Annotated in this window: 19 protein-coding genes and 1 tRNA gene; 9 read left to right on the top strand and 11 right to left on the bottom strand. The window is 63.4% G+C overall.

The window, feature by feature from the left end; genetic code table 11:
• Positions 1 to 14: 14 nt before the first annotated feature.
• From nrfD to K2U94_RS14735, 6 genes are all read left to right on the top strand, one after another.
• A complete protein-coding gene (gene nrfD / locus K2U94_RS14760) occupies positions 15 to 1229 on the top strand; it encodes an NrfD/PsrC family molybdoenzyme membrane anchor subunit (RefSeq protein WP_243067926.1) in 1215 nt (404 codons plus the stop codon).
• Complete coding sequence (locus tag K2U94_RS14755; protein WP_243067925.1) at positions 1226 to 2662, top strand: cobyrinic acid a,c-diamide synthase CobB; 1437 nt, start codon at positions 1226 to 1228, stop codon at positions 2660 to 2662. The genes nrfD and K2U94_RS14755 overlap by 4 nt, the downstream gene beginning before the upstream one ends.
• 19 nt (positions 2663 to 2681) lie before the next feature.
• Positions 2682 to 3020 carry a TusE/DsrC/DsvC family sulfur relay protein gene (locus tag K2U94_RS14750; protein WP_243067924.1) on the top strand — a complete coding sequence of 113 codons (339 nt, stop codon included), beginning with the start codon at positions 2682 to 2684 and terminating at the stop codon, positions 3018 to 3020.
• A gap of 84 nt (positions 3021 to 3104) precedes the next feature.
• Complete coding sequence (locus K2U94_RS14745; protein ID WP_243067923.1) at positions 3105 to 3581, top strand: RrF2 family transcriptional regulator; 477 nt, start codon at positions 3105 to 3107, stop codon at positions 3579 to 3581.
• A 76-nt stretch (positions 3582 to 3657) separates the two neighbouring features.
• A tRNA-Val gene (locus K2U94_RS14740) sits at positions 3658 to 3732 on the top strand.
• A gap of 102 nt (positions 3733 to 3834) precedes the next feature.
• Complete coding sequence (locus tag K2U94_RS14735) at positions 3835 to 4419, top strand: hypothetical protein (RefSeq protein ID WP_243067922.1); 585 nt, start codon at positions 3835 to 3837, stop codon at positions 4417 to 4419.
• Here the strand turns inward: K2U94_RS14735 and K2U94_RS14730 are convergent.
• From K2U94_RS14730 to K2U94_RS14720, 3 genes are all read right to left on the bottom strand, one after another.
• Positions 4416 to 6704 (bottom strand): putative bifunctional diguanylate cyclase/phosphodiesterase, encoded by a 2289-nt coding sequence (locus K2U94_RS14730; RefSeq protein ID WP_243067921.1) that lies wholly within the window; start codon positions 6702 to 6704, stop codon positions 4416 to 4418. The two genes, K2U94_RS14735 and K2U94_RS14730, sit on opposite strands and share 4 nt — an antisense overlap.
• A gap of 196 nt (positions 6705 to 6900) precedes the next feature.
• Complete coding sequence (locus K2U94_RS14725) at positions 6901 to 7830, bottom strand: crotonase/enoyl-CoA hydratase family protein (RefSeq protein ID WP_243067920.1); 930 nt, start codon at positions 7828 to 7830, stop codon at positions 6901 to 6903.
• Between the two features lie 172 nt (positions 7831 to 8002).
• Positions 8003 to 9769, bottom strand: a complete 1767-nt coding sequence (locus K2U94_RS14720; protein ID WP_243067919.1) for a cation:proton antiporter domain-containing protein — start codon at positions 9767 to 9769, stop codon at positions 8003 to 8005.
• Positions 9770 to 9832: 63 nt separating this feature from the next.
• On the opposite strand from K2U94_RS14720, the gene K2U94_RS14715 reads away from it, so the two are divergent.
• Positions 9833 to 10576 carry an NUDIX hydrolase gene (locus K2U94_RS14715; protein WP_243067918.1) on the top strand — a complete coding sequence of 248 codons (744 nt, stop codon included), beginning with the start codon at positions 9833 to 9835 and terminating at the stop codon, positions 10574 to 10576.
• Here the strand turns inward: K2U94_RS14715 and K2U94_RS14710 are convergent.
• From K2U94_RS14710 to K2U94_RS14700, 3 genes are all read right to left on the bottom strand, one after another.
• Positions 10561 to 10908, bottom strand: coding sequence for a hypothetical protein (locus tag K2U94_RS14710; protein ID WP_243067917.1), 348 nt, complete (start codon positions 10906 to 10908; stop codon positions 10561 to 10563). The genes K2U94_RS14715 and K2U94_RS14710 overlap by 16 nt on opposite strands.
• A gap of 36 nt (positions 10909 to 10944) precedes the next feature.
• Complete coding sequence (gene recG / locus K2U94_RS14705) at positions 10945 to 13038, bottom strand: ATP-dependent DNA helicase RecG (protein WP_243067916.1); 2094 nt, start codon at positions 13036 to 13038, stop codon at positions 10945 to 10947.
• Between the two features lie 93 nt (positions 13039 to 13131).
• On the bottom strand, positions 13132 to 13503 hold the full coding sequence (locus K2U94_RS14700; protein WP_243067915.1) for a hypothetical protein: 372 nt from the start codon (positions 13501 to 13503) through the stop codon (positions 13132 to 13134).
• 222 nt (positions 13504 to 13725) lie between these two features.
• Here K2U94_RS14700 and K2U94_RS14695 point away from each other — a divergent pair, with 222 nt between their 5' ends.
• Together K2U94_RS14695 and K2U94_RS14690 are read left to right on the top strand one after the other, a co-directional pair.
• Positions 13726 to 16446, top strand: a complete 2721-nt coding sequence (locus K2U94_RS14695; protein WP_243067914.1) for an arylsulfatase — start codon at positions 13726 to 13728, stop codon at positions 16444 to 16446.
• Positions 16447 to 16496: 50 nt separating this feature from the next.
• Complete coding sequence (locus K2U94_RS14690) at positions 16497 to 16844, top strand: hypothetical protein (RefSeq protein WP_243067913.1); 348 nt, start codon at positions 16497 to 16499, stop codon at positions 16842 to 16844.
• A 216-nt stretch (positions 16845 to 17060) separates the two neighbouring features.
• On the opposite strand, the gene K2U94_RS14685 is transcribed toward K2U94_RS14690, so the two are convergent.
• The 5 genes from K2U94_RS14685 to K2U94_RS14665 are packed head-to-tail and all read right to left on the bottom strand — an operon-like array spanning position 17061 to position 22047.
• On the bottom strand, positions 17061 to 18287 hold the full coding sequence (locus K2U94_RS14685; RefSeq protein WP_243067912.1) for a cation:proton antiporter: 1227 nt from the start codon (positions 18285 to 18287) through the stop codon (positions 17061 to 17063).
• Positions 18288 to 18291: 4 nt separating this feature from the next.
• Positions 18292 to 19506, bottom strand: coding sequence for an ABC transporter permease (locus K2U94_RS14680; protein ID WP_243067911.1), 1215 nt, complete (start codon positions 19504 to 19506; stop codon positions 18292 to 18294).
• Entirely contained in the window at positions 19503 to 20429 is a 927-nt protein-coding gene (locus K2U94_RS14675) for an ABC transporter ATP-binding protein (protein ID WP_243067910.1), read from the bottom strand. Before K2U94_RS14675 ends, K2U94_RS14680 begins: the two co-directional genes overlap by 4 nt.
• Entirely contained in the window at positions 20426 to 21427 is a 1002-nt protein-coding gene (locus K2U94_RS14670; RefSeq protein WP_243067909.1) for an HlyD family secretion protein, read from the bottom strand. The genes K2U94_RS14675 and K2U94_RS14670 overlap by 4 nt, the downstream gene beginning before the upstream one ends.
• The gene (locus K2U94_RS14665) at positions 21424 to 22047 is read right to left on the bottom strand and encodes a TetR/AcrR family transcriptional regulator (RefSeq protein ID WP_243067908.1); all 624 of its coding nucleotides are present in this window, start codon (positions 22045 to 22047) and stop codon (positions 21424 to 21426) included. The genes K2U94_RS14670 and K2U94_RS14665 overlap by 4 nt, the downstream gene beginning before the upstream one ends.
• Positions 22048 to 22155: the final 108 nt, after the last annotated feature.

Raw genomic sequence — 22155 nt, 5'->3', positions numbered from 1 at the left:
GGGAGGGAGCGCCGATGGCGCAGCAGAAATATTGCCGCCTGACGTCCCATAGGCCGCTCTACTGGACCTTGATCGGTCTGAACCTTGTCGCCGTCGCGGCGGGGATGCTGGCGGCGTTCTATATGGAGACCAATGGCCATCACGTCAGCGGGATGACCAACCAGATCGTCTGGGGGACGCCGCATGTCTTCGCGGTTTTCCTGATCGTTTCGGCCTCCGGCGCCCTGAACGTCGCCTCGGTGTCCTCGGTGTTCAACCGGCTGAACTACAAGCCTTTCGCGCGCCTCTCCGGCGTTCTCGCGATCGCCTTGCTGCTCGGCGGGCTTTCCGTGCTGGTGCTCGACCTGGGGCGGCCGGACCGGCTGCTGGTGGCGATGACCACCTATAATTTCCATTCGATTTTCGCCTGGAACATCTATCTCTACACGGGCTTCATGGCGATCGTCGTCGCCTATCTCTTCACCATGATGGACCGGCGCGCCTCGAAGAATTACACGCTAGGGCGGGTCATGGGCGGCGCCGCTTTCGCCTGGCGCCTGATACTCACCACCGGCACCGGCTCGATCTTCGGCTTCCTGGTCGCCCGCGACGCCTATTACGGGGCGATCATGGCGCCTTTGTTCATCGCCGCCTCGCTCGCCTATGGCCTCGCCTTCACCGTCCTGGTGCTCGCGACCATGTCCTACGAGACGAGCGCTGAGCTGATGCCGGAAGAGATGGTCGGGAAGTTCCGCGGCCTGCTCATCATCTTCGTGGCGAGCACCTTGTTCCTGACCGCGATTTCGCACCTCGCCAAGATCTATGCGGCGCCGACGCGCAGCGTCGAAGCCTTCCTGCTTCTCAATGGCGGAATCTATCCGGCGGTGTTCTGGCTGGGCCAGGTTCTCGTCGGGTCGCTGCTCCCGATGGCGGTGCTGGCCTTGGCGGACAATGGGGCCAAGGGCCGGAAGATGCTGGAGGCCGCTTCGATCCTGATCCTGTTGGGGGGCTTAAGCCAGATGTATGTCATCATCATCGGCGGCCAGGCCTATCCGCTCAGCATCTTCCCCGGCTATGAAGTGTCGAGCTCGTTCTTCGACGGGGCGATCAATTCCTATACGCCCAGTCTGCCGGAGGTTCTGCTCGGCGTCAGCGGCGTCGCCATCGCCATGCTGATTTCGGCCCTTGCCTTCCGTCTGCTGCCGTTCCTGCCGAAGCCGGCGGTAGCGAATGGAGTCGCCGAAGAATGACTCGATTCTATGTCTCGGCCGCGATCAAATCGTCAGGCAAGACGACGATTTCGATCGGTCTTGCGGCGGCGCTGGCTTCGCGCGGATTGAAGGTCCAGACCTATAAGAAGGGTCCGGACTACATCGATCCGATGTGGCTGGCGCGCGCGTCGGGACGCGCGAGTTTCAATCTGGACTTCAACACCCAGAGCCCCGACGAGATCGCCGGGCTCTACCGCCGCGCCTTCGGCGACGCCGATCTCGCCTTGATAGAGGGCAACAAGGGGCTGCATGACGGGGTCGATCCGCATGGCGCGGATTCCTCGGCGGCGCTGGCGAAGCTTTTGCGCGCGCCGGTGGTTCTGGTGATCGACGCTCACGGCATGGCGCGCGGGATCGCGCCGCTTCTGCTCGGCTACCGGAATTTCGATCCGGGCGTCGAATTCGCGGGCGTGATCCTGAACAAGGTCGGCGACTCGCGCCAGGAAGGCAAGCTGCGTCAGGCGATCGAGAATTACACCGATCTGAAGGTTCTGGGCGCGATCGGCCGCGACCGCGGCCTGAATATCGACGAACGCCATCTTGGCCTGACGACGCCCGACGAGACCGGCGAATGCGACGATGTCATCGCCCATGCCCGCGAAGCCGTGCTGAAGGGGGTCGATCTCGACGCGCTCCTGCGCGCGACGGAGCGGGAGGAAACGCGTAGCGCGCCGGCGCTGCGGGCTTTGCCGGCGCCTGACGTAACCATCGCCGTGGCGCGCGACGCCGCTTTCGGTTTCTATTACGCCGACGACCTGCTGGCGCTTCAGGAAGCGGGCGCGCGACTGGTCTTCGTCGATACGCTGCGGGACCGAGCGCTTCCCGCCTGCGACGGATTCTTCATCGGCGGCGGCTTCCCGGAGACGCAAAGCCAGGCTCTGTCCGCCAACCGTCCGCTGCGGGAAAACATCAAGGCGGCGATCGAAGGCGGGATGCCGACTTATGCCGAATGCGGCGGCATGATGTATCTGACCCGCTCGATCCTTTATCGCGGCGCGGTGGAGGAAATGGTCGGCGTCATTCCAGCCGACTCGGTGATGGGCGATCGTCCGCAGGGGCGGGGCCTCGTTCGGGTCGAGGAAACGGCGGATTTTCCCTGGCCCGGCGAAAAGGGCGTAGGCGCGGCGAGTGTCGCCGCTCATGAATTCCATTACGCGCGCCTGGAAAATGTTGCGCCCGATCTGCGCTACGCCTGGCGTGTGAAGAGGGGCTATGGCGTCGACGGTCAGCGAGATGGGATCGTCATTGGCAATCTTTTCGCCAGTTTCACCCATCAGCGCGACACGTCACGTCATCGTTGGACGGATCGCTTCGTCGCCTTCGTCAGGATGCAAAAGCGGAAACGCCTGGGCGTCGGGTCCGGCGGAACTCCGGCTGGAAAAAACCTGGCGGGGCGTCGGCGAGCCGTTTGATCTAAACAGGGGCGTATCCATGAGCTATGAATTTCAAGGCAAGGAAATCCAGACGACCGCGACCGGCTATCTGAGCGATCCCGAGGATTGGAGCCGCGAACTCGCCGAATATGTCGCCAAGCTTGACGGGATCGAACTCGGGCCTCGTCATTGGGATGTGATCGATTACCTGCGTGAGGAATATTTCGAAAACAACCAGAGCACGCCCAATACGCGGACGATCATCAAGGCGATGTCCGACAAATGGGGTGAAAGGGTCGATCAGAAGACGCTCTACGATCTTTTCCCGCTCGATCCGTCGAAGCAGGGCGGCCGGATCGCCGGCGTCGCCGAAAGCCGGCGCAAGGGCGGCTATTGAGGGCGGAAACTCCGTACTGGAAAAAATAGATAAACAATGTAACATTTTGCGCCGCGCGATGCTCGCGCGGCGCGGAACCTTCTCATGCGTTTGACCAGCTACACCAATTACGCATTGCGGATCCTGATGATCGCGACGATGCGCAGGGGCGAACTCGTCACCGTGCAGGAGGTCGCCGAAACATTCGGCGTGTCCAAGGCGCATCTGGTGAAATGCGTGCATCGGCTTGGGCTTTGGGGCTATCTTGAAAATGTGCGGGGCCGGAAAGGCGGCTTTCGTCTCGCCAAAAGGGCGGAGGACATCACCGTCGGCGAGATCGTCCGCAAGACCGAGGACGACCTCAATCTGGTCGAATGTTTCGACGCGGTGACCAACACTTGTCCGCTGATCGGGCTGTGCCGTCTCGGCAAGACGTTCAAGCGGGCGTGCAACGCCTTCCTCGAAGTGCTGGATTCGACCACGATCGCGGACATATCCGCGAACCGCGCGGAAGTGCTCGAAACCCTCAGTCCGACCTGGGCCGACCCGAAACAGGACTCCAGACTGCGGCCCCGCGCGTGAGGCGACGTTTCGACCCGCGCAGCCTTGACGGGGCGGCGCGGGTTTTCTAAAGAAGGCCTCCGACGTTGCGGCGTCCGGGCGATTAGCTCAGCGGGAGAGCACACCCTTCACACGGGTGGGGTCATAGGTTCGATCCCTATATCGCCCACCATTCGCTCGGGCGTTGGCGCTGCGGGCAAATCCATCCGGTTCACCTTGATTCCGCCATGGGGCGCTGTTGTAGTCCATGGGTTGGAATGGTCTGGACCCGTTGATGCCGCATCGCCTCAAACATGCTCTGCTGACCTTCGCCGCCATCATCTTCCTGATCGAGGCGTGGCTGTGGGATGTGATGATCGCGCTGGGGCGCGGTTTCGTCCGCCTGCTACCCTGGCAGGCGTTCAAGGACGCCGTCGCGCGGTTGATCGAGCGTCTGCCGCCCTATGGCGCGCTGCTGCTCTTCGTGATCCCGGTCGCCGTCGTTGAGCCGCTGAAGGTCGTCGCCGTCCGCCAGATGGCGCATGGCCATCTGTTTTCCGGCCTGCTCGTGCTCGCCGCGCTCAAATTCGTCGGTTTGGGCGTTTTCGCTTTCGTCTTCGACCTCACGCGCGACAAAGTGCTGGCGATCGGCTGGTTCGCGCGCTTTTACTATTGGGTTCTGATGTGGCGGGAACGGGCTCACGCCTTTATCGCGCCGTATAAGGCGGCTGTCCTGGCGCGGCTCGCCGCCCTGCGGGCCGAGGCCGCGCGGTTGGGCGCGGCCTTCGGCCTGCCCGCGAGCCGGGGCGGCCTCATCGCCATGCTCGGCCGCGTTCGGGCGCGCATCCGCAGGAGCGCCAGAACCGCGCCGTTAGATTAGGCTGAGCGCTGGGCGATCTCGCGCAAGCGTTTTTCGAAAGCGTTCAGCGCGCCGGGCCAGGGAATCTGATCGACCGGAACCGGCTTCGAGAAGAAAAAGCCTTGCACGCGGGAAATCCGCTGCATCTCGATGGCGCGAAGCTCATCGATGGTTTCGACCCCTTCGGCGATCAGAATGAGGCCAAGTTCCTGAGCGAGCATCGCCACGGTTCGCACGATCGCCAGCTTTTCGCGAGACGTCGTGATCGCGGTGATGAAGGAGCGATCCAGCTTGACCTTGTCAATGGGATAATCGACGAGGTAGCTCAGCGACGAATAGCCGGTGCCGAAGTCGTCGAGGCTGATGGATATTCCGAGGCTGCGCAATTCGGTGAAGGATCGGCGCACCGCCTCGCGATCCTCGAGCAAGATCGATTCCGTGATTTCGAGATCGAGGCGTTGGGGCGGCAGGCCGGATGCGGCGAGGGCGTCGCGCACGGTCGCGACAATGTCCTGATGGCGGAACTGGATGGCCGAAAGATTGACGGAGACGCTGGCGTCTTTGGGCCAGGAGACGGCGTCCCTGCACGCCTTTTCGAGCGCCCAGCGCCCGATTTCGACAATCATGCCGGTTTCTTCGGCGATCTGAATGAAGCGGTCGGGCGAAATCCAGCCGTTTTTCGGATGGTGCCAGCGCAAAAGGGACTCGCATCCGATGATCGTTTGCGAATCAATATCGATGATCGGCTGGTAAAAGACATGAAGCTGGCCGAGTTCGAGCGCGACGCTGAGATCGCTTTCGAATTGCCAGCGTTCGCAAGCTTCGCGGTCCATTTCCGGTTCGAAAAGGCGGAATGTGCCGCGACGGTCATGCTTGGCCCTGTAGAGGGCGAGATCGGCGTTCCGCAGCAGATTGGAGGGATCGGCTCCATCGGCGGGAAAATGGGCGACGCCGACCGTCACGCCGATCTTGATGTCGTGTGCGCCAAGGCGGTAGGGGGCGCTGATTCCCTCGATCAAGCGGGCGGCGAGGTCCAGTCCGTCGTCACCATCCTTTGCGGTGCGGTGCGTCAGCATGAACTCGTCGCCGCCGAAGCGCGCGACAAAATCGTCGTCGCCGATGATTTTGCGGATGCGTTTCGATACGGCGATCAATAGTTCGTCGCCGACGAGGTGTCCGAGCGTGTCGTTGACGGCCTTGAATTGGTCGAGGTCAAGCGCCATGACGGCGAGGCCGGTGTCGGCGCCGAGGCAGGCTTCGAGCGTCTCCTTGAATTTTTCTTCAAAATAGCCGCGGTTGGGCAACTCGGTCAGCTTGTCGTGGTGCGCGAGATGGGTGATGCGCCGTTCGGCGGCTTTCTTCTCCGTCACGTCCGTGACGATGACGACGCTGCCGCCCCGGGATTTCGGCTGGAAAGCCATTTCGAGCGTATGCCCGTCGTTGGTTTCGATCTCGATTTCCTGCTGCCGTTGGTTGGCGATGATCGCTCGCATCCGCGCCGCGAGAATCGCGCGCTCGTTGCGGCCGAGAAAAAGCGCGGGGACCGACAAGTCGAAGAGTTTGTCGATGGTCGGCAGGGGGGCGTCAAGTTTCGCAATGTGAAGAAGTTCGCCGAATTTCCTGTTGACGACGACGACCTGGCAACTGTCGTCGAACATTGCGAGCCCATGCGGCATGTTGGAAAGGGCGGCGTCGAAACGCTCCGATTTCTCGGTGATCGCTTCGATCAACACCTGCTTTTCCTCGTTCGACTTGAAAACGGAAACGAGGAGGTCGTAGACGGATTTCGAAATATTCCGCAGGGAGATCAGGTAAAGAAATACCAGGACCGCCAGAAGCTGGTAAATGTAATCGTGTTTTTGCATGAGGGCGATGGCGACAAGCAGGACTGTGGTCGCCAGCTGCCCGGTGATTCCGGCCTGCAAGGCGGCGTTCCGTCCGACCGTGCCGGCGGCGTAGGCGCTGACGATGGCCAGAGAAGCGAGATGAAGGCGCGTATCGTCGGTATAGGCGATGGCGACATAAGCGAAGACGCCGAGCGTGGTGCTGAACAGAAGCACGGTGGCGACGGTGAAGGCTTTCCACGCCCTGGTGGCGTGCAGCGCGTGCGTTCCGTGGTATTTGCGATAGAGCAGGGTCGCGCCGATGCGGATGAGTCCGGCGACGAGCAGGAGGCTGGCAATGATGACGAGCGCGTTCTGTTTCTCGTGGTGTGAAATGTAGAGCAAGAAGATCGGAGCGACAATCGTGCCGAGCGCGAGCGCCGCGAGCTCCTGATGCTGGCTCTCGACGAGTTTTGCGTCCAATCGTCCAGGGCGCGTATCCTGCATTCTTGCCGAAAACCCCCTGGTCTAGCCGCGTTCTCACTCGGTCATGGATCGAGTCTTGACGCTATCTAACGCCTTCATTCTAAGGGCTGTTTATTGACAAAACTCCAATGGGTACGGTGAATCGCCGCCGCCGCGGATCGCCGGCGCCGCGCGTCGCCTTCGGGAGTGCGTATCAGGTCGCCGTGCGCGAGATCGTCGCCGGACGCATGGCGTTTTGGGCCTCAAGCAGCTTTGTCACCACATGGACGGCCTGGGCCGGTATGTCCATCGTGCATTTAATCCAGTCGTCGATGGTTTCGTTGAGTTCGGTTCGAGTAATGTTCCTCACCCTGTTCATGGCGCGCAGGGCCCCGCAGTGAGCGGCGTGGCGGCTGAGGACGGAAGCGACATAGTCCTCGGCCGCTCGCGACGGGTCGCCGGTCGTAAGGACATCGACCACGCCCAACTCCTTCGCCGTCTCGCCGTTCCAGACGCCCGCCGTCATGACGAGCTGATGAAGCGCCTGAAGCGGCGCGCGCCGCCCGACGATGGAATAAGCGAGGCCGGGGAAAGTCGAAAAGCGGATTTCCGGTAATTGGAACTGGGCCGAATCCCGCGCGATCACGACATTGCATGACGCGGCGGCTTCGAATCCGCCGCCATAGGTCGCGCCCTCGACGACCGCGATGGTTGGAATGTTCCCGCCGATGAGGTTGAGGTTTTCCCAGCACAGATCGATGCATCCGTAGGCATATTCCCGCAGCGGCTTCGGGTTCCTGGTGCGGATGCTTTCCAGGAAGATGTCGAAATCAGCGCCATAGAGGAACACGTCGGGGCTGACGGAGCGATAGGCGACATATTTGATCGCCTGGTTGCGCGTGTTTCGACCGGCACCGGAATTGGCCTTGATCGCATCGATGAGGCGATGCATGGCGGCGAGGAAGCCGCTGCTGATGCAGTGCCGTTTCGGTCGCAAAGTGATCCAGAGGAGCGACAATCGCGGATTGAAGTCCAGATCTATGCCGTCGAGTGGCGCGGCGTCGCGTTCAAGTGTTTCGACGACGCTGCTTTTCTCGGTAAGGGCGCTGAGCGATGAATGTGATGCGGCAGTTGAAATTGTCATTTTCTATGTCGGCGCGCCGTTGATTGCGCCCGCGATTAGAGCGTTAATTAAGCATTAAGGCAAATGCTTAATTAAAGGTTAGCGTCAATGCGTCAATCACGGTTAATTGAGGGGTCGAAAATGACACTTTGACGACCGGCGCGGTGTCCTTCTCGTTGTTTTGAATTCTTTTTCATCTTTTTCGCCGCCGCCCCTTGAATGCGCGCGGCGCCGCCGCCGGGTTTTCGTCGGCGATCAGTGTCTTGCGATAGATGTCGCGCTGTTCGTGGATCGAGGCGATGACCAGGCCCGTCGGCACGCCGATATCGACCAATGCCGCTTCCGACAATTGCAGGCTCGCCTCCGTGGTTTCCGGGACGGCGTCGGTGGCGCCGAGCTTGTAGAGGGCGCGGGCGTGGGCGGCGTCGCGGGCGCGTGCGACGATGGTGAGGTCGGCCCGCGCCGCGCGCGCCAGTTTCACCACGTCGTCCACCGCGCTCGGCGTATGCATGGTCGCGACCAGCGCCCGGGCGTTGGCGAGGCCGCAGCGGTCGAGAAAATCCTTGTTCGTCGCGTCGCCCCAATAGACCGGCTCGCCGCGCTTGCGCGCCTCCGAGGCTGTGCGGGCGTCGTCGTCGACGCCGAGGTAATCGATCTTGTGAATGCGCAGGAGTTCGGCCACGACCTGGCCGACGCGGCCGAAGCCGACGATGATCACGCGCGAGGCGGGCGCGAGTTCGGTCGGCTCCGGGCCCGTCGCGACCGGACCCATTTTCGTGTCGGCGCGCGCCGCGAGCGCGGCGAACAGCGGGATCATGGCCATGGAAAGCGTCACGCCGATCAAAAGCTCGGCGCCGAGTTCCGGTGGCAGGATGCCGGTCGCGACGGCGGAAGTCAGGATGACGAAGGCGAATTCGCCGCCCGGCCCGAGCAGCAGGCCGATTTCGCGCGCCTTGCGCCAGTTGAGCCCGAAGGCGCGCGCCAGCGCCGCGACCAGAGGCGCCTTGACCAGGGTGAGCAGGACGGCGACGCCGAGCGTCGCGCCGGGATGGGCGACCACTTCCCTGGGATCGAGGCTGGCGCCGATCGAAACGAAGAACAGGCCGAGCAGCAGCCCCTTGAACGGGTCGATCGCGATCTCGATGGCGCGCCGGAATTCGGTTTCCGCCAGCAGCAGCCCGGCGATGAAGGCGCCGAGCGCCATGGAAAGGCCGGAATAAGCCGCGGCGACGGCGGTCGAAATCACCACCAGGAGGCAAGCGGCCATGAATAATTCGGTCGATTCGGCCGCCGCGACGAGCTGAAACAAGGGCCTCAGCACGAGGCGGCCGATTCCGACGATCGCGGCGACGGCGGCCAGCGCCGGCGCGAAAGTCAGGAGCGGGGAAGCCTGTCCGGACTGGCCGCCGAACATCGAAACCATGAACAGCAGCGGCGCCACCAGCAGGTCCTGGAACAGCAGCACCGAAAAGATCGCGCGGCCGGTGAGGGTGTTGAGGCGGCGCGATTCGGCCAGGACCGGCACGACGATGGCGGTGGAGGACAGAGCCAGCGCCGCGCCGGTGACGATCGCGGCCGGCTGGGCGAGCCCGAGCGCCCGCGCGATGAGATAGAGCGCGACGCCGCAGACGGTGACCTGAAGCGCGCCGAGGCCGAAGACGAAACGCCGCAGCAGAACGAGGCGCTCCAGCGAAAGCTCCAGCCCGATGTTGAACATCAGGAACACCACGCCGAAGGAGGCGATGGCGGCGACCGCTTCGGTATTGGCGAGGACCGGAACCTGGAAAGGCAGCAGCGCGTCGAGCCGGCCGAGGACATGAGGGCCGATCAGCATGCCGGCGATGAGAAAGCCCAGCACCGGACTGACCCGCAGGCGGCGGAACAAGGGCACGACGACGCCCGCCACGCCCAGAAAGAGCAGTGGCGCCTTATAGGGCTCCATATCGAATTGCGAGACCAATTGCGTCCTCCAGCCAAAACAGGATAACGGATTCGCGCATTGCGCCAATTCCCGAGGTGTCTCATGCCCGGCATTTCCGACGGCCACTATCGCGTCGCGCGGCTCGAAACGTTCTTTCGCCCCGCGCCATGGGCCTTCGCGGAGAGCGAGGTCGCGCGCATAAACGCCCATTGGATGCGCGCACGCGCCGAAAAGCCGGCGATGTTCGACGGCAGGGTGCTGTTGATGCGCGATCCGGAGATCGTCGCGACGCCGGAGGGCGACGTTTTGCGCGGCGCCTTTTTCGACACCGATTACCGCAATTTCCTCGCCTGGTCCGACTTCGGCGCAGCGGGCGAACCCGAGGGCGGGGTCTATAATTGCTTTTCGATGGCGGCTCTGCGGACGCGCGACGGCGACTTCCTGCTCGTGGAGATGGGCGCCCATACCGCGAATGCGGGAAAAATCTATTTCGCCGCCGGCACGCCCGATCTCAGCGACATTTTCGGCGAAAAAGTCGATCTCGCCGCCAGCGTCGCGCGCGAGATGGAGGAGGAGACGGGCTTTTCGCCCGTTGAGGCGCCGCCGGCGGCGGGATGGAGCGTTATCGTCGCCGGGCGGAAAATCGCCTGCATCCAGCAAAGGCTGCTGCCGCTCGCGGCGGACGAGGCTTTGGCGCGGGCCGAGGATTTTCTGGCGCGCGAGGAAGAACCGGAACTGGCGCGGCTGCACGCCGCATATGGGCTCAAGGACATCGACCCGGCCCGAATGCCGGATTTCATCCAGACTTTTTTGCGCGACGCCTTCGCGGCTCAGCCCTGCGGATAGCCGTGACGCTCCTTGCTTGCGCGCAGCAGATATTTCGCACGGAGCTGGTCGCCCGCAGTGCAGGCGCGTTCGGCCTCGCCGATTTCGGTGTGGATCTGCGTGGAGACGCTCGCCTCGACATTGCCGGTCGCGGCGTCGTGATCCACGATCCCGCGATAGCGGGCGATCTCCGCCGCACATCCCCCTTCGGTCGGGGCGCGCGGCGTCACCCGCACAGCGGTCTCGACCGGCGGCTGCGGGATCTGCACTTCGGGCGCCGGCCGGTTGGCGTTGCAGGCGCCAAGCGTCAGCAGCAGCGAAACGGAAAAGAATAGACGCAGGCTCGGTTTCATGCCGCCATCCTTCGCCAAAGTTTTTGCGCGGTCAAGCTAACCCGCGCGCAGCAGTTTCAGCGCCTGGTCGCGTTCGAAAATATAGAGCAGCAGGCGCAAGCTTTGGCCGCGCTCGCTGGTCAGTTCGGGGTCACTCGCCAGCATCTTTTCCGCTTCGTCGCGCGCCGCGCGCAAAAGATCGGCGTGGAGATCGAGGCGCGCGATCTTGAAGCCGGGCGCGCCGGATTGTTTTGCGCCGAGCACGTCGCCTTCGCCGCGCAGGCGCAAATCCTCTTCGGCGATTCTAAAACCATCCTCGGTTTCGCGCAGGATTTCGAGCCGCGCCTTGGCGGTTTCGCCAAGCGGGCCGGCGTAGAGCAGGATGCAGGAGGATTTCCGGTCACCGCGTCCAACCCGCCCGCGCAACTGGTGCAATTGGGCGAGGCCGAAGCGCTCGGCGTGCTCGATCACCATGATGGTCGCCTCGGGCACATTGACGCCGACCTCGATCACCGTCGTCGCCACCAATATTCTGGTGGCGCCGCGGGAAAAGTCCTCCATCGCCGCGTCCTTGTCGCGGCCTTTCATCTGGCCATGGACGAGGCCGACCTCGGCGCCGAAAAACTTGCGCAAATCTTCGGCGCGGTCTTGCGCCGCGGCGAGGTCGCTGTCCTCGCTGCCCTCGACCAAAGGGCAGACCCAATAGACCCGCGCGCCGGCGCGGAGCGCCCGGGCAAGGCCCGCCACGACTTCGTCGATGCGCTCGACATTGACCGCTCGGGTGTCGATGGGCTGGCGTCCCGGCGGCTTTTCCCGCAGCGTGGACAGGTCCATGTCGCCGAAAAAAGCGAGCGCAAGAGTGCGCGGGATCGGGGTCGCGGTCATGGCGAGCACGTCCACGGCCTCGCCCTTGTCGCCCAGCGCGAGGCGCTGGTGGACGCCGAAACGGTGCTGCTCGTCGATCACGGCGAGGCCGAGACGAGCGAAAGCGACATCGTCCTGCACCAGAGCATGGGTGCCGACCACAATATCCAGCGCGCCGCTCGCCAGGGCTTCGAGCGTGGCGCGGCGCTCGCTCGCTTTGTCGCGGCCGGTCATCAGGGCGACGCTTAAGTTCGCGGCGCGGGCGAGCGGGGCGATGGTCGCGAAATGCTGGCGGGCGAGGATTTCGGTCGGCGCCATCAAGGCCGCCTGGCGCCCCGCCTCGACCACATGGGCCATGGCGAGCAGGGCGACCACCGTCTTGCCGGAGCCGACATCGCCCTGCAGCAGGCGCAGCATGCGCTTGTCGCTGGCAAGATCGGCGGAAATTTCCGCGACCGCCTTCTTCTGGTCGCCGGTCAGATCGAAGGGCAGCTGACCAAGGATTCTTGCCGCCAGCGCTCCGTCGGATTTCTGTGGCCGCCCGCGCAGAACCTGCATGCGCGCGCGCACCAGACGCAGGCCGAGCTGATGCGACAGCAATTCGTCGAAGGCGAGGCGGGTGAAAAATTTTCCCTCCGGCGCAATGTCCTGCGGCGTCTGCGGGCGATGCAGGCGCGCAAGACTGGCGCCGAAACTCTCCCACCCCATCGCGCGCGAAAGTTTCCCGTCCTGCCATTCCGGCAGGGGCGGCAGGCGGTCGAGCGCCCCCGCCGCCGCCTTGGCCATGACGCGGGGGAACAGGCCTTCGGTCAGGCCATAGACAGGCTCGACCGGGGGCAGAGCGGCCAGGCCCGCCTCGTCGAGAATGCGGTCGGGATGGACGATCTGGCGATAAGCGTCGTAGAGCTCCACCAGGCCAGAGACCCAGCGCGTTTCGCCAAGCGGCAAGGCCTTTTCGATCCAGCCGGAATTGGCGCGGAAGAAGACGAGGGTCAGGTCGCCGGTCTCGTCCTCGGTGAGAACGCGATAAGGACCCTTCGCACGGGGAGGGCGATGTTCCGCGACCCGAACTTTGAGGGTCGAGACGGCGCCGATCGGCGCCTCGGCGATTTTCGGCCGGTTGCGGCGGTCGATGCAGGAAAAGGGAATGTGCAGCAGCAGGTCGAGCGCGCGGGCCGGGCGGTCCGCGTCGCCGAGCAGCCGGTCGAGCAATTTCCCCGTCTTGGGGCCGACGCCGGGCAAGGCGCTCGCACTGGCGAAAAGGGGATCGAGAAGCGATGGCCGCATGACGAGTCCATAGCTTCCCGGAGGAAAGCCTTCAAGCGCCGGTCAATCATCCGTCGTGTCCCGGTTGGGTCGGAAAGCGGCCCCTCGCGGAATTCAGTCTTCGCGGATTCGGCAAAATTGATTGAGGATCGCCGGCGCCGGCCCTTCGATCGCTCTTTGCCGCGACGGATCGAGAGCGATATTCATGAAACGCTCAAGAATGATGTTCAGCGGCGCCGCGCTGAAATTCTCCGTCCGCTCCTTTCCGCCGGCAAGTTCCCGCCAGGCGTCTTCCGCCGCCGAAAACATGAAGAGCTGCAACGCCGCCATGACGGCTTCCGGCAGAGATTCATTTCGCGCCGCGGCGTAGGCGCTCAATTGATCGACGAGATCCGGTTCGAGCCACGCGCCTATTCTTGAATCGAAGGATTCCGGATCATCGAGGATCGTTCTCAGTTCCAGAAACAGCTCGCTGAATTCAGACATGATCATTCCACCCATAACCGACGCCTGCGCTGCGTGGCACAGCATAACGTCTCCTTCAACGCACGCCAGAGGGCGTTTGGGCTTCGCCCGCGAGGTCGAGGTCGGAGAGGCAACGAGGGGCGGAGTCCGGTCTCAGGTCGAAGGACTGGTCAAGGATCGGCGGCGGTCATAATGGCATGGGCAGGGGTGCGCCAGAGGCGGACATCGCCGGGCGCGAAAGGCATGGCGCAGAATCGTCGGGAAAGCTGCCCTTCCCAACTGCCGATCAATTTCAAAATTCCCGATTTATCGATGTCTCGCCACACTTTGTTTTGGATCATCGTGGCGTCACGCGCACTCAATAAAATTGACTTCGCAATGAAGCCGATTAGCTTCGACGCAGGGCGTATGGATCGGATTGAATTCGTGGCCAGGTGGTTTCCAAGACGGATGGGAGGTCGCAGGGCCTCGTATTGCCCATCGGTTTTCCGCATTTTCACAGGAACGCTGAGCGTGCAACGAAAACCAAACAAAACATACTGGCTCGCCAATTTTTTGGCCTGCCTAGTCGCGGCGTCTCTGACCTGCTGTACCGCGGCCGCCAGCGAGTTGGGCTCACCGGAGGCCACCACCACCATCGACGGGAAACAGCTTCCGCCGCCGCCGCCGCCGTTCGGCGGCGTCATCAAGGAGAAGGCCTCGGAATCGACCCCCTGGTGGCCGCCCCGCGTCGTGCCGCCGAAGGGCGCGCCCAACGTGTTGCTCATCATGACGGACGACCAGGGCTTCGGCGCGCCGAGCACCTTCGGCGGCGTCATACCCACGCCGACGATGGATCGCCTCGCCAGGGAAGGCCTGCGTTACACGAATTTCCATTCGACGTCGCTGTGTTCGCCGTCAAGGGCGGCGATCATTACGGGTCGCAACCATCATTCCGTGGGGTACGGAGTCGTTGGCGAAGTAGCGACGGGATACCCCGGTTACGACTCGATCATCCCGATTGACAAGGGAACCATTGGCACAATCCTGAAGGAGAACGGGTACGCAACGGCGTGGTTCGGCAAGGACCACAACACGCCGTCATACCAGTCGAGCCAGGCCGGGCCCTTCAATCAATGGCCCAACGGTATGGGTTTCGATTATTTCTACGGCTTTGTCGGCGGCGACGCCAGCCAATGGCAGCCGAACCTTTTCCGCAACACGACCGCGATCTACCCTTTCCGGAACAACCCGAGCTGGAACCTCGAAACGGCGATGGCCGACGAGGCTATCCATTATATCAAGCAACTCAAGGAGATCGCGCCCGGCAAGCCGTGGTTCGTTTATTACGTGCCAGGCGCCACGCATGCCCCCCACCATCCCACGCCCGAATGGGCCAAGAAGATCAGCGAGATGCACCTCTTCGACGAGGGGTGGAACAAGGTGCGAGAGACGATTTTCGCCAACCAGAAGCGATTGGGCGTCATGCCCGAAAACGCCAGGCTGACGCCCTGGCCGAAAGAACTGCCGTCGTGGGATTCGCTGAGCTGGGACGAGAAGAAGCTCTTTATCAAGCAGGCGGATATCTACGGGGCCTATCTCGCTTACGCCGACAACGAGATTGGACGCGTCATCCAGGAGGTGCAGGACCTGGGAGAACTCGACAACACGCTGATCATCTATATCGGCGGCGACAATGGCGCGAGCGCCGAGGGCATGCTCAACGGTACGCCGAACGAGTTCACGACGTTCAACGGCGTCGCGGTGCCGGTCAAAGACCAGTTCCTCTGGTATCCGTTCTGGGGATCGGACCGGACTTTCCCGCATTATGCGGCGGAATGGGCCTGGGCGATGGACACGCCATTCAAATGGGTGAAGCAGGTGGCGTCGCATTACGGCGGCACGGCCCAGGGCATGGTCATATCGTGGCCCGGCCACATCAATGATCCGGACGGCGTCCGCCGTCAGTTCCACCACCTGATCGATATCGTGCCGACCATTCTCGACGCGACCGGCATCCCAGCGCCGGATACGATCGACGGCATCAAACAAAAGCCGATCGAAGGCGTGAGCATGGCATACACATTCGACAAGGCGAACGCGAACGCGCCCAGCCGCCACACGACGCAATATTTCGAGATGCTGGGAAACCGGGCCATCTACCACGACGGCTGGATCGCGGCCACGACGCCGGCGACCCTGCCCTGGGAACTCAGCACGGCGAAGCCGCCGGATGTGATCACCGGCTACAATTGGGAACTTTATAACGTCAAGGACGATCCGACAGAATACGCCGATCTCGCCGCGAAAATGCCTGAAAAGCTCAAGGAGATGCAGGAACTGTTCTATTCGGAGGCGAAGAAATACGATGTTCTGCCGCTCGACAATTCGACCTTAGCGCGCTGGAACACGCCACGTCCGAGCCTCACGGCGGGGCGGAAGGAATTCACCTATTCGGGCGTCCTGACCGGCGTGCCGGCCGCCGCGGCCCCGAGCATTCTGAACAAGGCCTTTAAGATCACAGCCGAGGTGGAAATCCCCGAGGGCGGCGCGGAAGGCATGATCGTCACGCAAGGCGGGCGCTTCGGCGGCTACGGCCTGTTCCTGAGCCACGGCATAGGGGATATCCGTCGGGGCAAGGTGGTGTTTCTCTATAACCTGCTCGACCTCCAGCGCACCATCTGGGATGGCCCCGAACTGGGAGCGGGAAAACACACCATCGTATTCGACTACAAGCCGGATGGACCGGGCCTCGGCAAGGGCGGCACGGGCGTGCTCTCCGTGGACGGACAGGAAGTGTCCAGAAAATCCATGGAACACTCGACCCCGATCACTTTCCCCGAGGATGAAAGCTTCGATGTCGGCGAGGACACCCGCACGGGCGTCGCCATGCTGGAATATCGTTACGATGTTCCGTTCAAGTTCACCGGCAAGATCGACAACCTGGCCTTTGATCTCGGTCCTGACCTGTCGGCGGAGAAATGATAGGGCGCCGACCCGCTCCGTGAGACGACAGCAGGAGGCTGCGGCGGAAGATGAAGAAAGCTTTGGTCTTCGCCGCCGTGGCCGAAATTGTGACGGGCCTGGCCTTGCTGACCGTCCCGTCGATGGTCGGCTGGCTGCTGTTGGGTCAGGAGCTTGCCGGCGCCGCGGCGTCGGTTGCGCGCGTGGCGGGCGTCGCCCTGATCGGTTTGGGAGTCGCTTGCTGGCCGGGTCCGCCGCTCGTCGGCATGTTGATTTACGGCGCCTCGGTTGCGCTGCTTCTGGCCTATCTCGGCATTGTCGAGCGCATGACCGGCATATTGCTCTGGCCGGCGGTTGTTCTGCACCTGATGTTGAGCGCGTTTTTGGCGCGCGCCGCGGTCAATCGAACCAGAGGGTGATTTGCGTTTGCGATAGGACTTTCGGTTCAAGTTCGAAATGATCGAACTTCTGCTTCGAGTCGCCCCTTGATGCTTCGGGCGAGGTTCGCGACTGGCCGCTCAGGGGTCATGAGCGCGGCATTCCGCTGGCCCACGAATTGACCGCTGAGGGCGTTGCTGCGGTCATTGCGGCGAAAGCTCGGGCGCAAGCCGAAATCTGAACCGAGGCGGATCCCGTCACAAAAGCCCCAGCCGCCGCAGCAGCCAGGGCATGGTCATGCCCTGGACGACGATGGAAAAGGCGACAACGGCGAAAGTCACGACCACGATCTCCTCGCGCAGCGGCAGAGTCGGTGGCAGCGACAGCGCGAGGGCGAGGCCGAGGGCGCCGCGCAGGCCGCCCCACCACAGAACGAGCTGCTGTGACAGGGAAATCGCATGGCGCGACCAATGGAAAAGCAGGCTCAGCGGATAGACGGCGACGGCGCGCGCGGCGAGCACGAGGCCGATGACGCCCGCGATCACCACGACGCCAGAGACCTTGTAATCCATGACGGCGACATTGGCGCCGATCAGCAGGAAGATCACGGAATTGGCGAGAAAGGCCGCGAATTCCCAGAAATTGACCATGGCCTCGCGGCCCCGCGCGCTTAAAAGAGAGCGGTCGTTGGCGCTGAAAATGCCGAAATTGCCGACGATCAATCCGGCGGTCACCGTGGCGAGCACGCCGGAGGCCCGGATATGTTCTGCGGCGAGGAAGGAGCCGAAGGCGGCGATGGTGGAAAAGGTCAGCTCGACCAGATGTTCCGAAGTGCCGCGGGAGAGCAGGATGGCCCCCGCGCCCGCGATCACGCCGACGCCGAGCCCGCCGAGCACGATGCGGGCCAAAGTGAGAACGGTTTCGGCGGTGTCGGGCGTGTGGCCGCCCGCCTCGCCCGAAGCCAGCGCCCAGGACAGCGCCATGGCGAACAGAACGGCGGCGGCGGCGTCGTTGAACAGGCTTTCCGCCTCCACCAGCAGGCTGAGCCGGCCGTGGAAATTATTGTCCTTGAACATGGCGATGATCGCCACCGGATCGGTCGCGGAGATCAGCGCGCCGAACACCAGGGCCGAGCCGGGCGGCCAGTGCAGCAGATAGATCAGTCCCGCGGCGACGGCGGCCAGGGCGAGCAGCGTTCCGAGCACGGAAAAGGTCAGGATGGGCGTAAGCTCGGCGCGCAGATTGGGCCATTTCAGGGCCAGCGCCGCCTCGAACAGCAGCGGCGGCAGGATCAGATCGAGGATGAGCTCCGACGTCAGCGTCGGCCCGACATTGATGGGCGTCAGGGCGAGCAAAGCGCCGATGAAGACGAGCCCGATCGTATAGGGTAGCTTGAGGCGCCGCGCCGCCATGGCGACCAGCATGGCGATGCTGAGCATCCAGAGGACGTCTTGCAGGTTTTCGGCCATATGCATGTCGGTCATGCGCTCAGTCCAGCGTCTGGCGGAAACGCAGGACCGCCACCGTCATCGCCGCGAGCGTGAAGGCGCCGAGCGCGGCGGTGTCGACGGCAAGGTCGGAGAAGCCCGCGCCCTTGAGCATCACGCCGCGCACGATGCGCAGATAATGGGTGAGCGGAAGAATCGAGCCGATGTCCTGCGCCCAGTCCGGCATGCCGCGGAAGGGAAACATGAAGCCCGACAGCAGAATGCTCGGCAGAAAGAAGAAGAAGCTCATCTGCATCGCTTGTAGCTGATTCTTGGCAATGGTCGAAAAGGTATATCCCACCGAAAGATTCGCCACGATGAAAAGCATGGTCAGGACGACGAACGTGCCGAGATTGCCGACCACGGGCACGTTGAAGATGAAGCGCGCCGCTCCGGCGATCAGGGCCATCTGGAAGAAGCCGACCGCCGCATAGGGCATGATCTTGCCGAGCATGATCTCGACCGGATTGATCGGCATGGCGAGCAGCGATTCCATTGTCCCGCGCTCGACCTCGCGGGTCACCGAAAGCGCGGTGAAGATCAGCATGGTCAGTGTCAGGATGGTGCCGACAAGGCCCGGCACGATATTGAGCCGCGTCTCGCCGGCCGGATTGTAACGCTTCTGCAGGCGCACCTCGTAGGGCGCGGGTTTGGACGCCAGTCTCTGCAGCGGCCCTTGCAATTCCCGCGTAAAGACCTGGGCCGCCATGCCGGTGAGGGCCATGGAGGCGCCGTTGACCGCGGTGGGGTCGGCGGCGTCGGCGATGACCAGAATGGCGGGATTTTCGCCGCGGGCCAGATCGCGGGCGAAATTCTGCGGAATCTCCACCGCGAAATTGATCTTGCCCGACAGGATCAGCGGGTCGATCTGTTCGGGGCTGGAAAGGCTGTAGTCCATGGCGAAATAGTCGGTCGCCTTGAGCGCGGTGATAAACAGCCGCGAAAAGGCGCTGTGGTCGTTGTCAAGCACGGCGGTCGGCAGGTGCTTGGGGTCGGAATTGATCGCGAAGCCGAACAGGACGAGCTGCATCACGGGAATGGCGATCATGGTCGCGAAGGTCAGGCGGTCGCGGCGCAGCTGGATCAGTTCCTTGACGAAGACGGCGTAAAGCCGCTCCAGCGAGACGAAAAAGCGCGCAATGCGGCTGGATTCCTCGCCCTTGCGGGGAGTGGGGGGGCCGGACGGCGGCCGGGTGGGGCTCACGTCGGCGTTCATGCATAATTGTCCTCGGCGCGGCTCATCATGTCGATGAACACGTCTTCGAGCGTGGGCGCGTCGCGCGACCAGACGACGTCCGGGCTCGAGAATTCCCGGGCGATGCGGTCGAGCGCGCCGGCGTCGCGGCTGGCGACATGCAGCTTGGCGCCGAAGGGCGCGACCATTTCGACGCCGGGATTCTGTTTCAGCTTTTCGGCCAAAGGCGCGAGATCGGGGCCGGAGACGACATAGGTCGAGAGATGCGATTGCGCCACGATTTCGGCGGTCGTTCCCTGCGCCAGCAGATGGCCATAGGCGATATAGGCGATCTCGTGGCAGCGCTCGGCCTCGTCCATGTAATGGGTCGAGACCAGCACGGTGAGGCCCTCATGGGTGAGCTGGTGAATCTCGTCCCAGAAATCGCGCCGCGCCTTGGGATCGACGCCGGCGGTCGGCTCGTCGAGCAGCAGAAGGTCGGGCTTGGGCATGATGCAGGCGCCAAGCGCTAGGCGCTGCTTCCAGCCGCCCGACAATTCGCCGGCGAGCTGATTGGCGCGGCCGGCGAGCCCCAGGCGCTCGATCGCCTCGCGCGCGCTTTGCGAAGGGTCGTCGAGCCCATAGACGCGGCCGATGAATTCGAGATTCTCGCGGATGGTGAGATCGGAATAGAGGGAGAAGCGCTGGGTCATATAGCCGGTGCGGCGCTTGATCTCATGCTGCTGGGTGAGAATGTTGAAGCCGAGGCAGAAGCCGTCGCCGCTGTCGGGCGTGAGTAGTCCGCACAACATGCGGATGGTGGTGGTCTTGCCGCTGCCGTTGGGCCCGAGAAAGCCGTGAATGCGGCCGCGCCGCACCTGCATCGTCAGATTTTCGACCACCAACTTGCCGTCGAAACTCTTGCTCAGGTTGCGCACGTCGATGACGACGTCGGCCCCGTTCATTTCGCCGCCTCCACGGCCTGGGACGCGACGAGTTTCGCGCTGATCGGAAGCCCGAGCGGCAGCAGGACGGACGGATCGTCCAGTCGGGCGTCCACGCGGAACACCAGCTTGCCGCGCTCCTGCAGCGAGAAGATCACCGGCGGGGTATATTCGGCCTGCTGGGAAATGTAGATCACCCGGGCTTTAAGGCCGGGCCGGCAATTGTCGCAGGAGACCGCGACCTTTGCGCCCAGTCTGAACCGTGCAAGCTGCGGCTCGGGGACGTAGAAGCGGATCTTGCGGTTTTCGGGCGGCAGCAGGGCCAGAATCGGCTGGCCGGACGGGACGATTTCGCCCGGCCAGAAATAGACGTCCTGGATGATTCCCTTGGCGGGCGCGTGGACGGTCTGCCGCGCGATGCGGACTTCGATCTGGTTCAGCTCGGCTTGCGCCTGGGTTATGGCGGCCTGCGCCGCCGCGATTTCCTGATGGCGCGCCGGGATCAGTCCGGCTTCGACCTGACGCTCGGCCTGGGCGAGATTCGCCTTGTCGCGGTCGAGCGCGAATTTGGCCTGGTCGCGCGCGGCGGCCGAGGCGAAGCCCTTTTTCAGCAGCGTCTGCTGCCGGTCATATTCCGTCTGCGACAGCACGAGCGCCGCCTTGGCGGACGCGACAGCGGCCTGAAGCACGGCGATCTGCTCGGGCCGCTGCAGCGCCGCCTGAAGATTCTTCAGATTGGCCTGGGCCTGCGCGACCTTCGCCCTGGCCTCGGCGCATTGCTCGTCGAGAACGGGCGTCGCCATGGTGAACAATGTCTCATCCCTGGTGACATTGTCCCCCGGTTCGACGTCGAGTTTCGCCAGCCTTTCCCCTTCGACCGGGCCGATCTGGACGAGGTCGCCCTCGACATAGCCGGCGAAAATATTCTGCGGCTTGGCCGGGGCGAAAACCTTGCCCGCCGCCCAGCCTATGATCGCCAGGACGACAAGCGCGGCAAGAAGTTTGCGGACCTTTTTCATGCCGGCCTCCTGGTCAGCGCGCGGGTGAGAAGGTCGAGATGCGCTTCCAGCAGGGCATGGGCGTCGAGCGGCTCGATGCGCTCGAAAATGACGCTCCAGATGATGGCGAGGAGGGCGGGCGCGAAGACGAGCTGGGGAAAGCGCTCGATTTCGTCCGAGACGAATTCGCCGCTGGCATGGCCTTTTGCGGCGATGGCGCGCACCAGCCGCAGGCCGTGCGCGATGATTTCGCGATGGTAGAAATCGCCGATCGCCGGGAAGCGTGCGCCCTCCGACAGGACGAGATGGAGCACGCGCCGGCGCTCGGGATCCTGGATCCCGGCCGCGATCGCCTGGACGACAAGGCGCAGGAGCTGCCCGGCCGGCGCCGGCGAGGCGACAACGGCCTGTTCGACCTCGGCGAGGGTCGCGCCGATCGTGGTGGTGACGATGGCTTCGAGCAGGTCTTCCTTGGAGGCGAAATAGAGATAGATCGTGCCCTTGGCGACGCCGGCCGCGGCGGCGACGTCGTCGAGCCGCGCCGCCGAAAAGCCTTTTGCCGAGAAAATATCGAGCGCCGCCTTGCGGATCGCGCGCATGCGGTTTTCGCGCTCGGCTTCGGTGCGCGCCTGTCGCGCCATGGTCTTTCCCGCCCAAGAGTGACTGACTGTCCAGTCATAAAGGTGCGCAACAATTTCCCAAGCTTTGATCCGAGTCAAGGTTCGGCCGCAGATGAGGCTTAAATTATC

The organism is Candidatus Rhodoblastus alkanivorans (genome assembly GCF_022760755.1).
GTDB lineage: Bacteria > Pseudomonadota > Alphaproteobacteria > Rhizobiales > Beijerinckiaceae > Rhodoblastus > Rhodoblastus alkanivorans.
The sequence above is the reverse complement of the archived record's forward strand: the minus strand, read 5'-3'. Positions and strand labels throughout refer to the sequence as shown.

Excerpts from the sequence above, each read along its gene's own strand:
- K2U94_RS14745 (WP_243067923.1), top strand. The coding sequence starts at position 3,105 with ATGCGTTTGACCAGCTACACCAATTACGCATTGCGGATCCTGATGATC.
- K2U94_RS14700 (WP_243067915.1), bottom strand. The coding sequence starts at position 13,503 with ATGTCTGAATTCAGCGAGCTGTTTCTGGAACTGAGAACGATCCTCGAT.
- K2U94_RS14675 (WP_243067910.1), bottom strand. The coding sequence starts at position 20,429 with ATGAACGGGGCCGACGTCGTCATCGACGTGCGCAACCTGAGCAAGAGT.
- K2U94_RS14715 (WP_243067918.1), top strand. The coding sequence starts at position 9,833 with ATGCCCGGCATTTCCGACGGCCACTATCGCGTCGCGCGGCTCGAAACG.
- K2U94_RS14680 (WP_243067911.1), bottom strand. The coding sequence starts at position 19,506 with ATGAACGCCGACGTGAGCCCCACCCGGCCGCCGTCCGGCCCCCCCACT.
- K2U94_RS14665 (WP_243067908.1), bottom strand. The coding sequence starts at position 22,047 with ATGGCGCGACAGGCGCGCACCGAAGCCGAGCGCGAAAACCGCATGCGC.
- K2U94_RS14755 (WP_243067925.1), top strand. The coding sequence starts at position 1,226 with ATGACTCGATTCTATGTCTCGGCCGCGATCAAATCGTCAGGCAAGACG.
- K2U94_RS14735 (WP_243067922.1), top strand. The coding sequence starts at position 3,835 with ATGCCGCATCGCCTCAAACATGCTCTGCTGACCTTCGCCGCCATCATC.
- K2U94_RS14750 (WP_243067924.1), top strand. The coding sequence starts at position 2,682 with ATGAGCTATGAATTTCAAGGCAAGGAAATCCAGACGACCGCGACCGGC.
- K2U94_RS14670 (WP_243067909.1), bottom strand. The coding sequence starts at position 21,427 with ATGAAAAAGGTCCGCAAACTTCTTGCCGCGCTTGTCGTCCTGGCGATC.
- K2U94_RS14710 (WP_243067917.1), bottom strand. The coding sequence starts at position 10,908 with ATGAAACCGAGCCTGCGTCTATTCTTTTCCGTTTCGCTGCTGCTGACG.
- nrfD (WP_243067926.1), top strand. The coding sequence starts at position 15 with ATGGCGCAGCAGAAATATTGCCGCCTGACGTCCCATAGGCCGCTCTAC.
- recG (WP_243067916.1), bottom strand. The coding sequence starts at position 13,038 with ATGCGGCCATCGCTTCTCGATCCCCTTTTCGCCAGTGCGAGCGCCTTG.
- K2U94_RS14725 (WP_243067920.1), bottom strand. The coding sequence starts at position 7,830 with ATGACAATTTCAACTGCCGCATCACATTCATCGCTCAGCGCCCTTACC.
- K2U94_RS14695 (WP_243067914.1), top strand. The coding sequence starts at position 13,726 with ATGGCGCAGAATCGTCGGGAAAGCTGCCCTTCCCAACTGCCGATCAAT.
- K2U94_RS14685 (WP_243067912.1), bottom strand. The coding sequence starts at position 18,287 with ATGACCGACATGCATATGGCCGAAAACCTGCAAGACGTCCTCTGGATG.
- K2U94_RS14690 (WP_243067913.1), top strand. The coding sequence starts at position 16,497 with ATGAAGAAAGCTTTGGTCTTCGCCGCCGTGGCCGAAATTGTGACGGGC.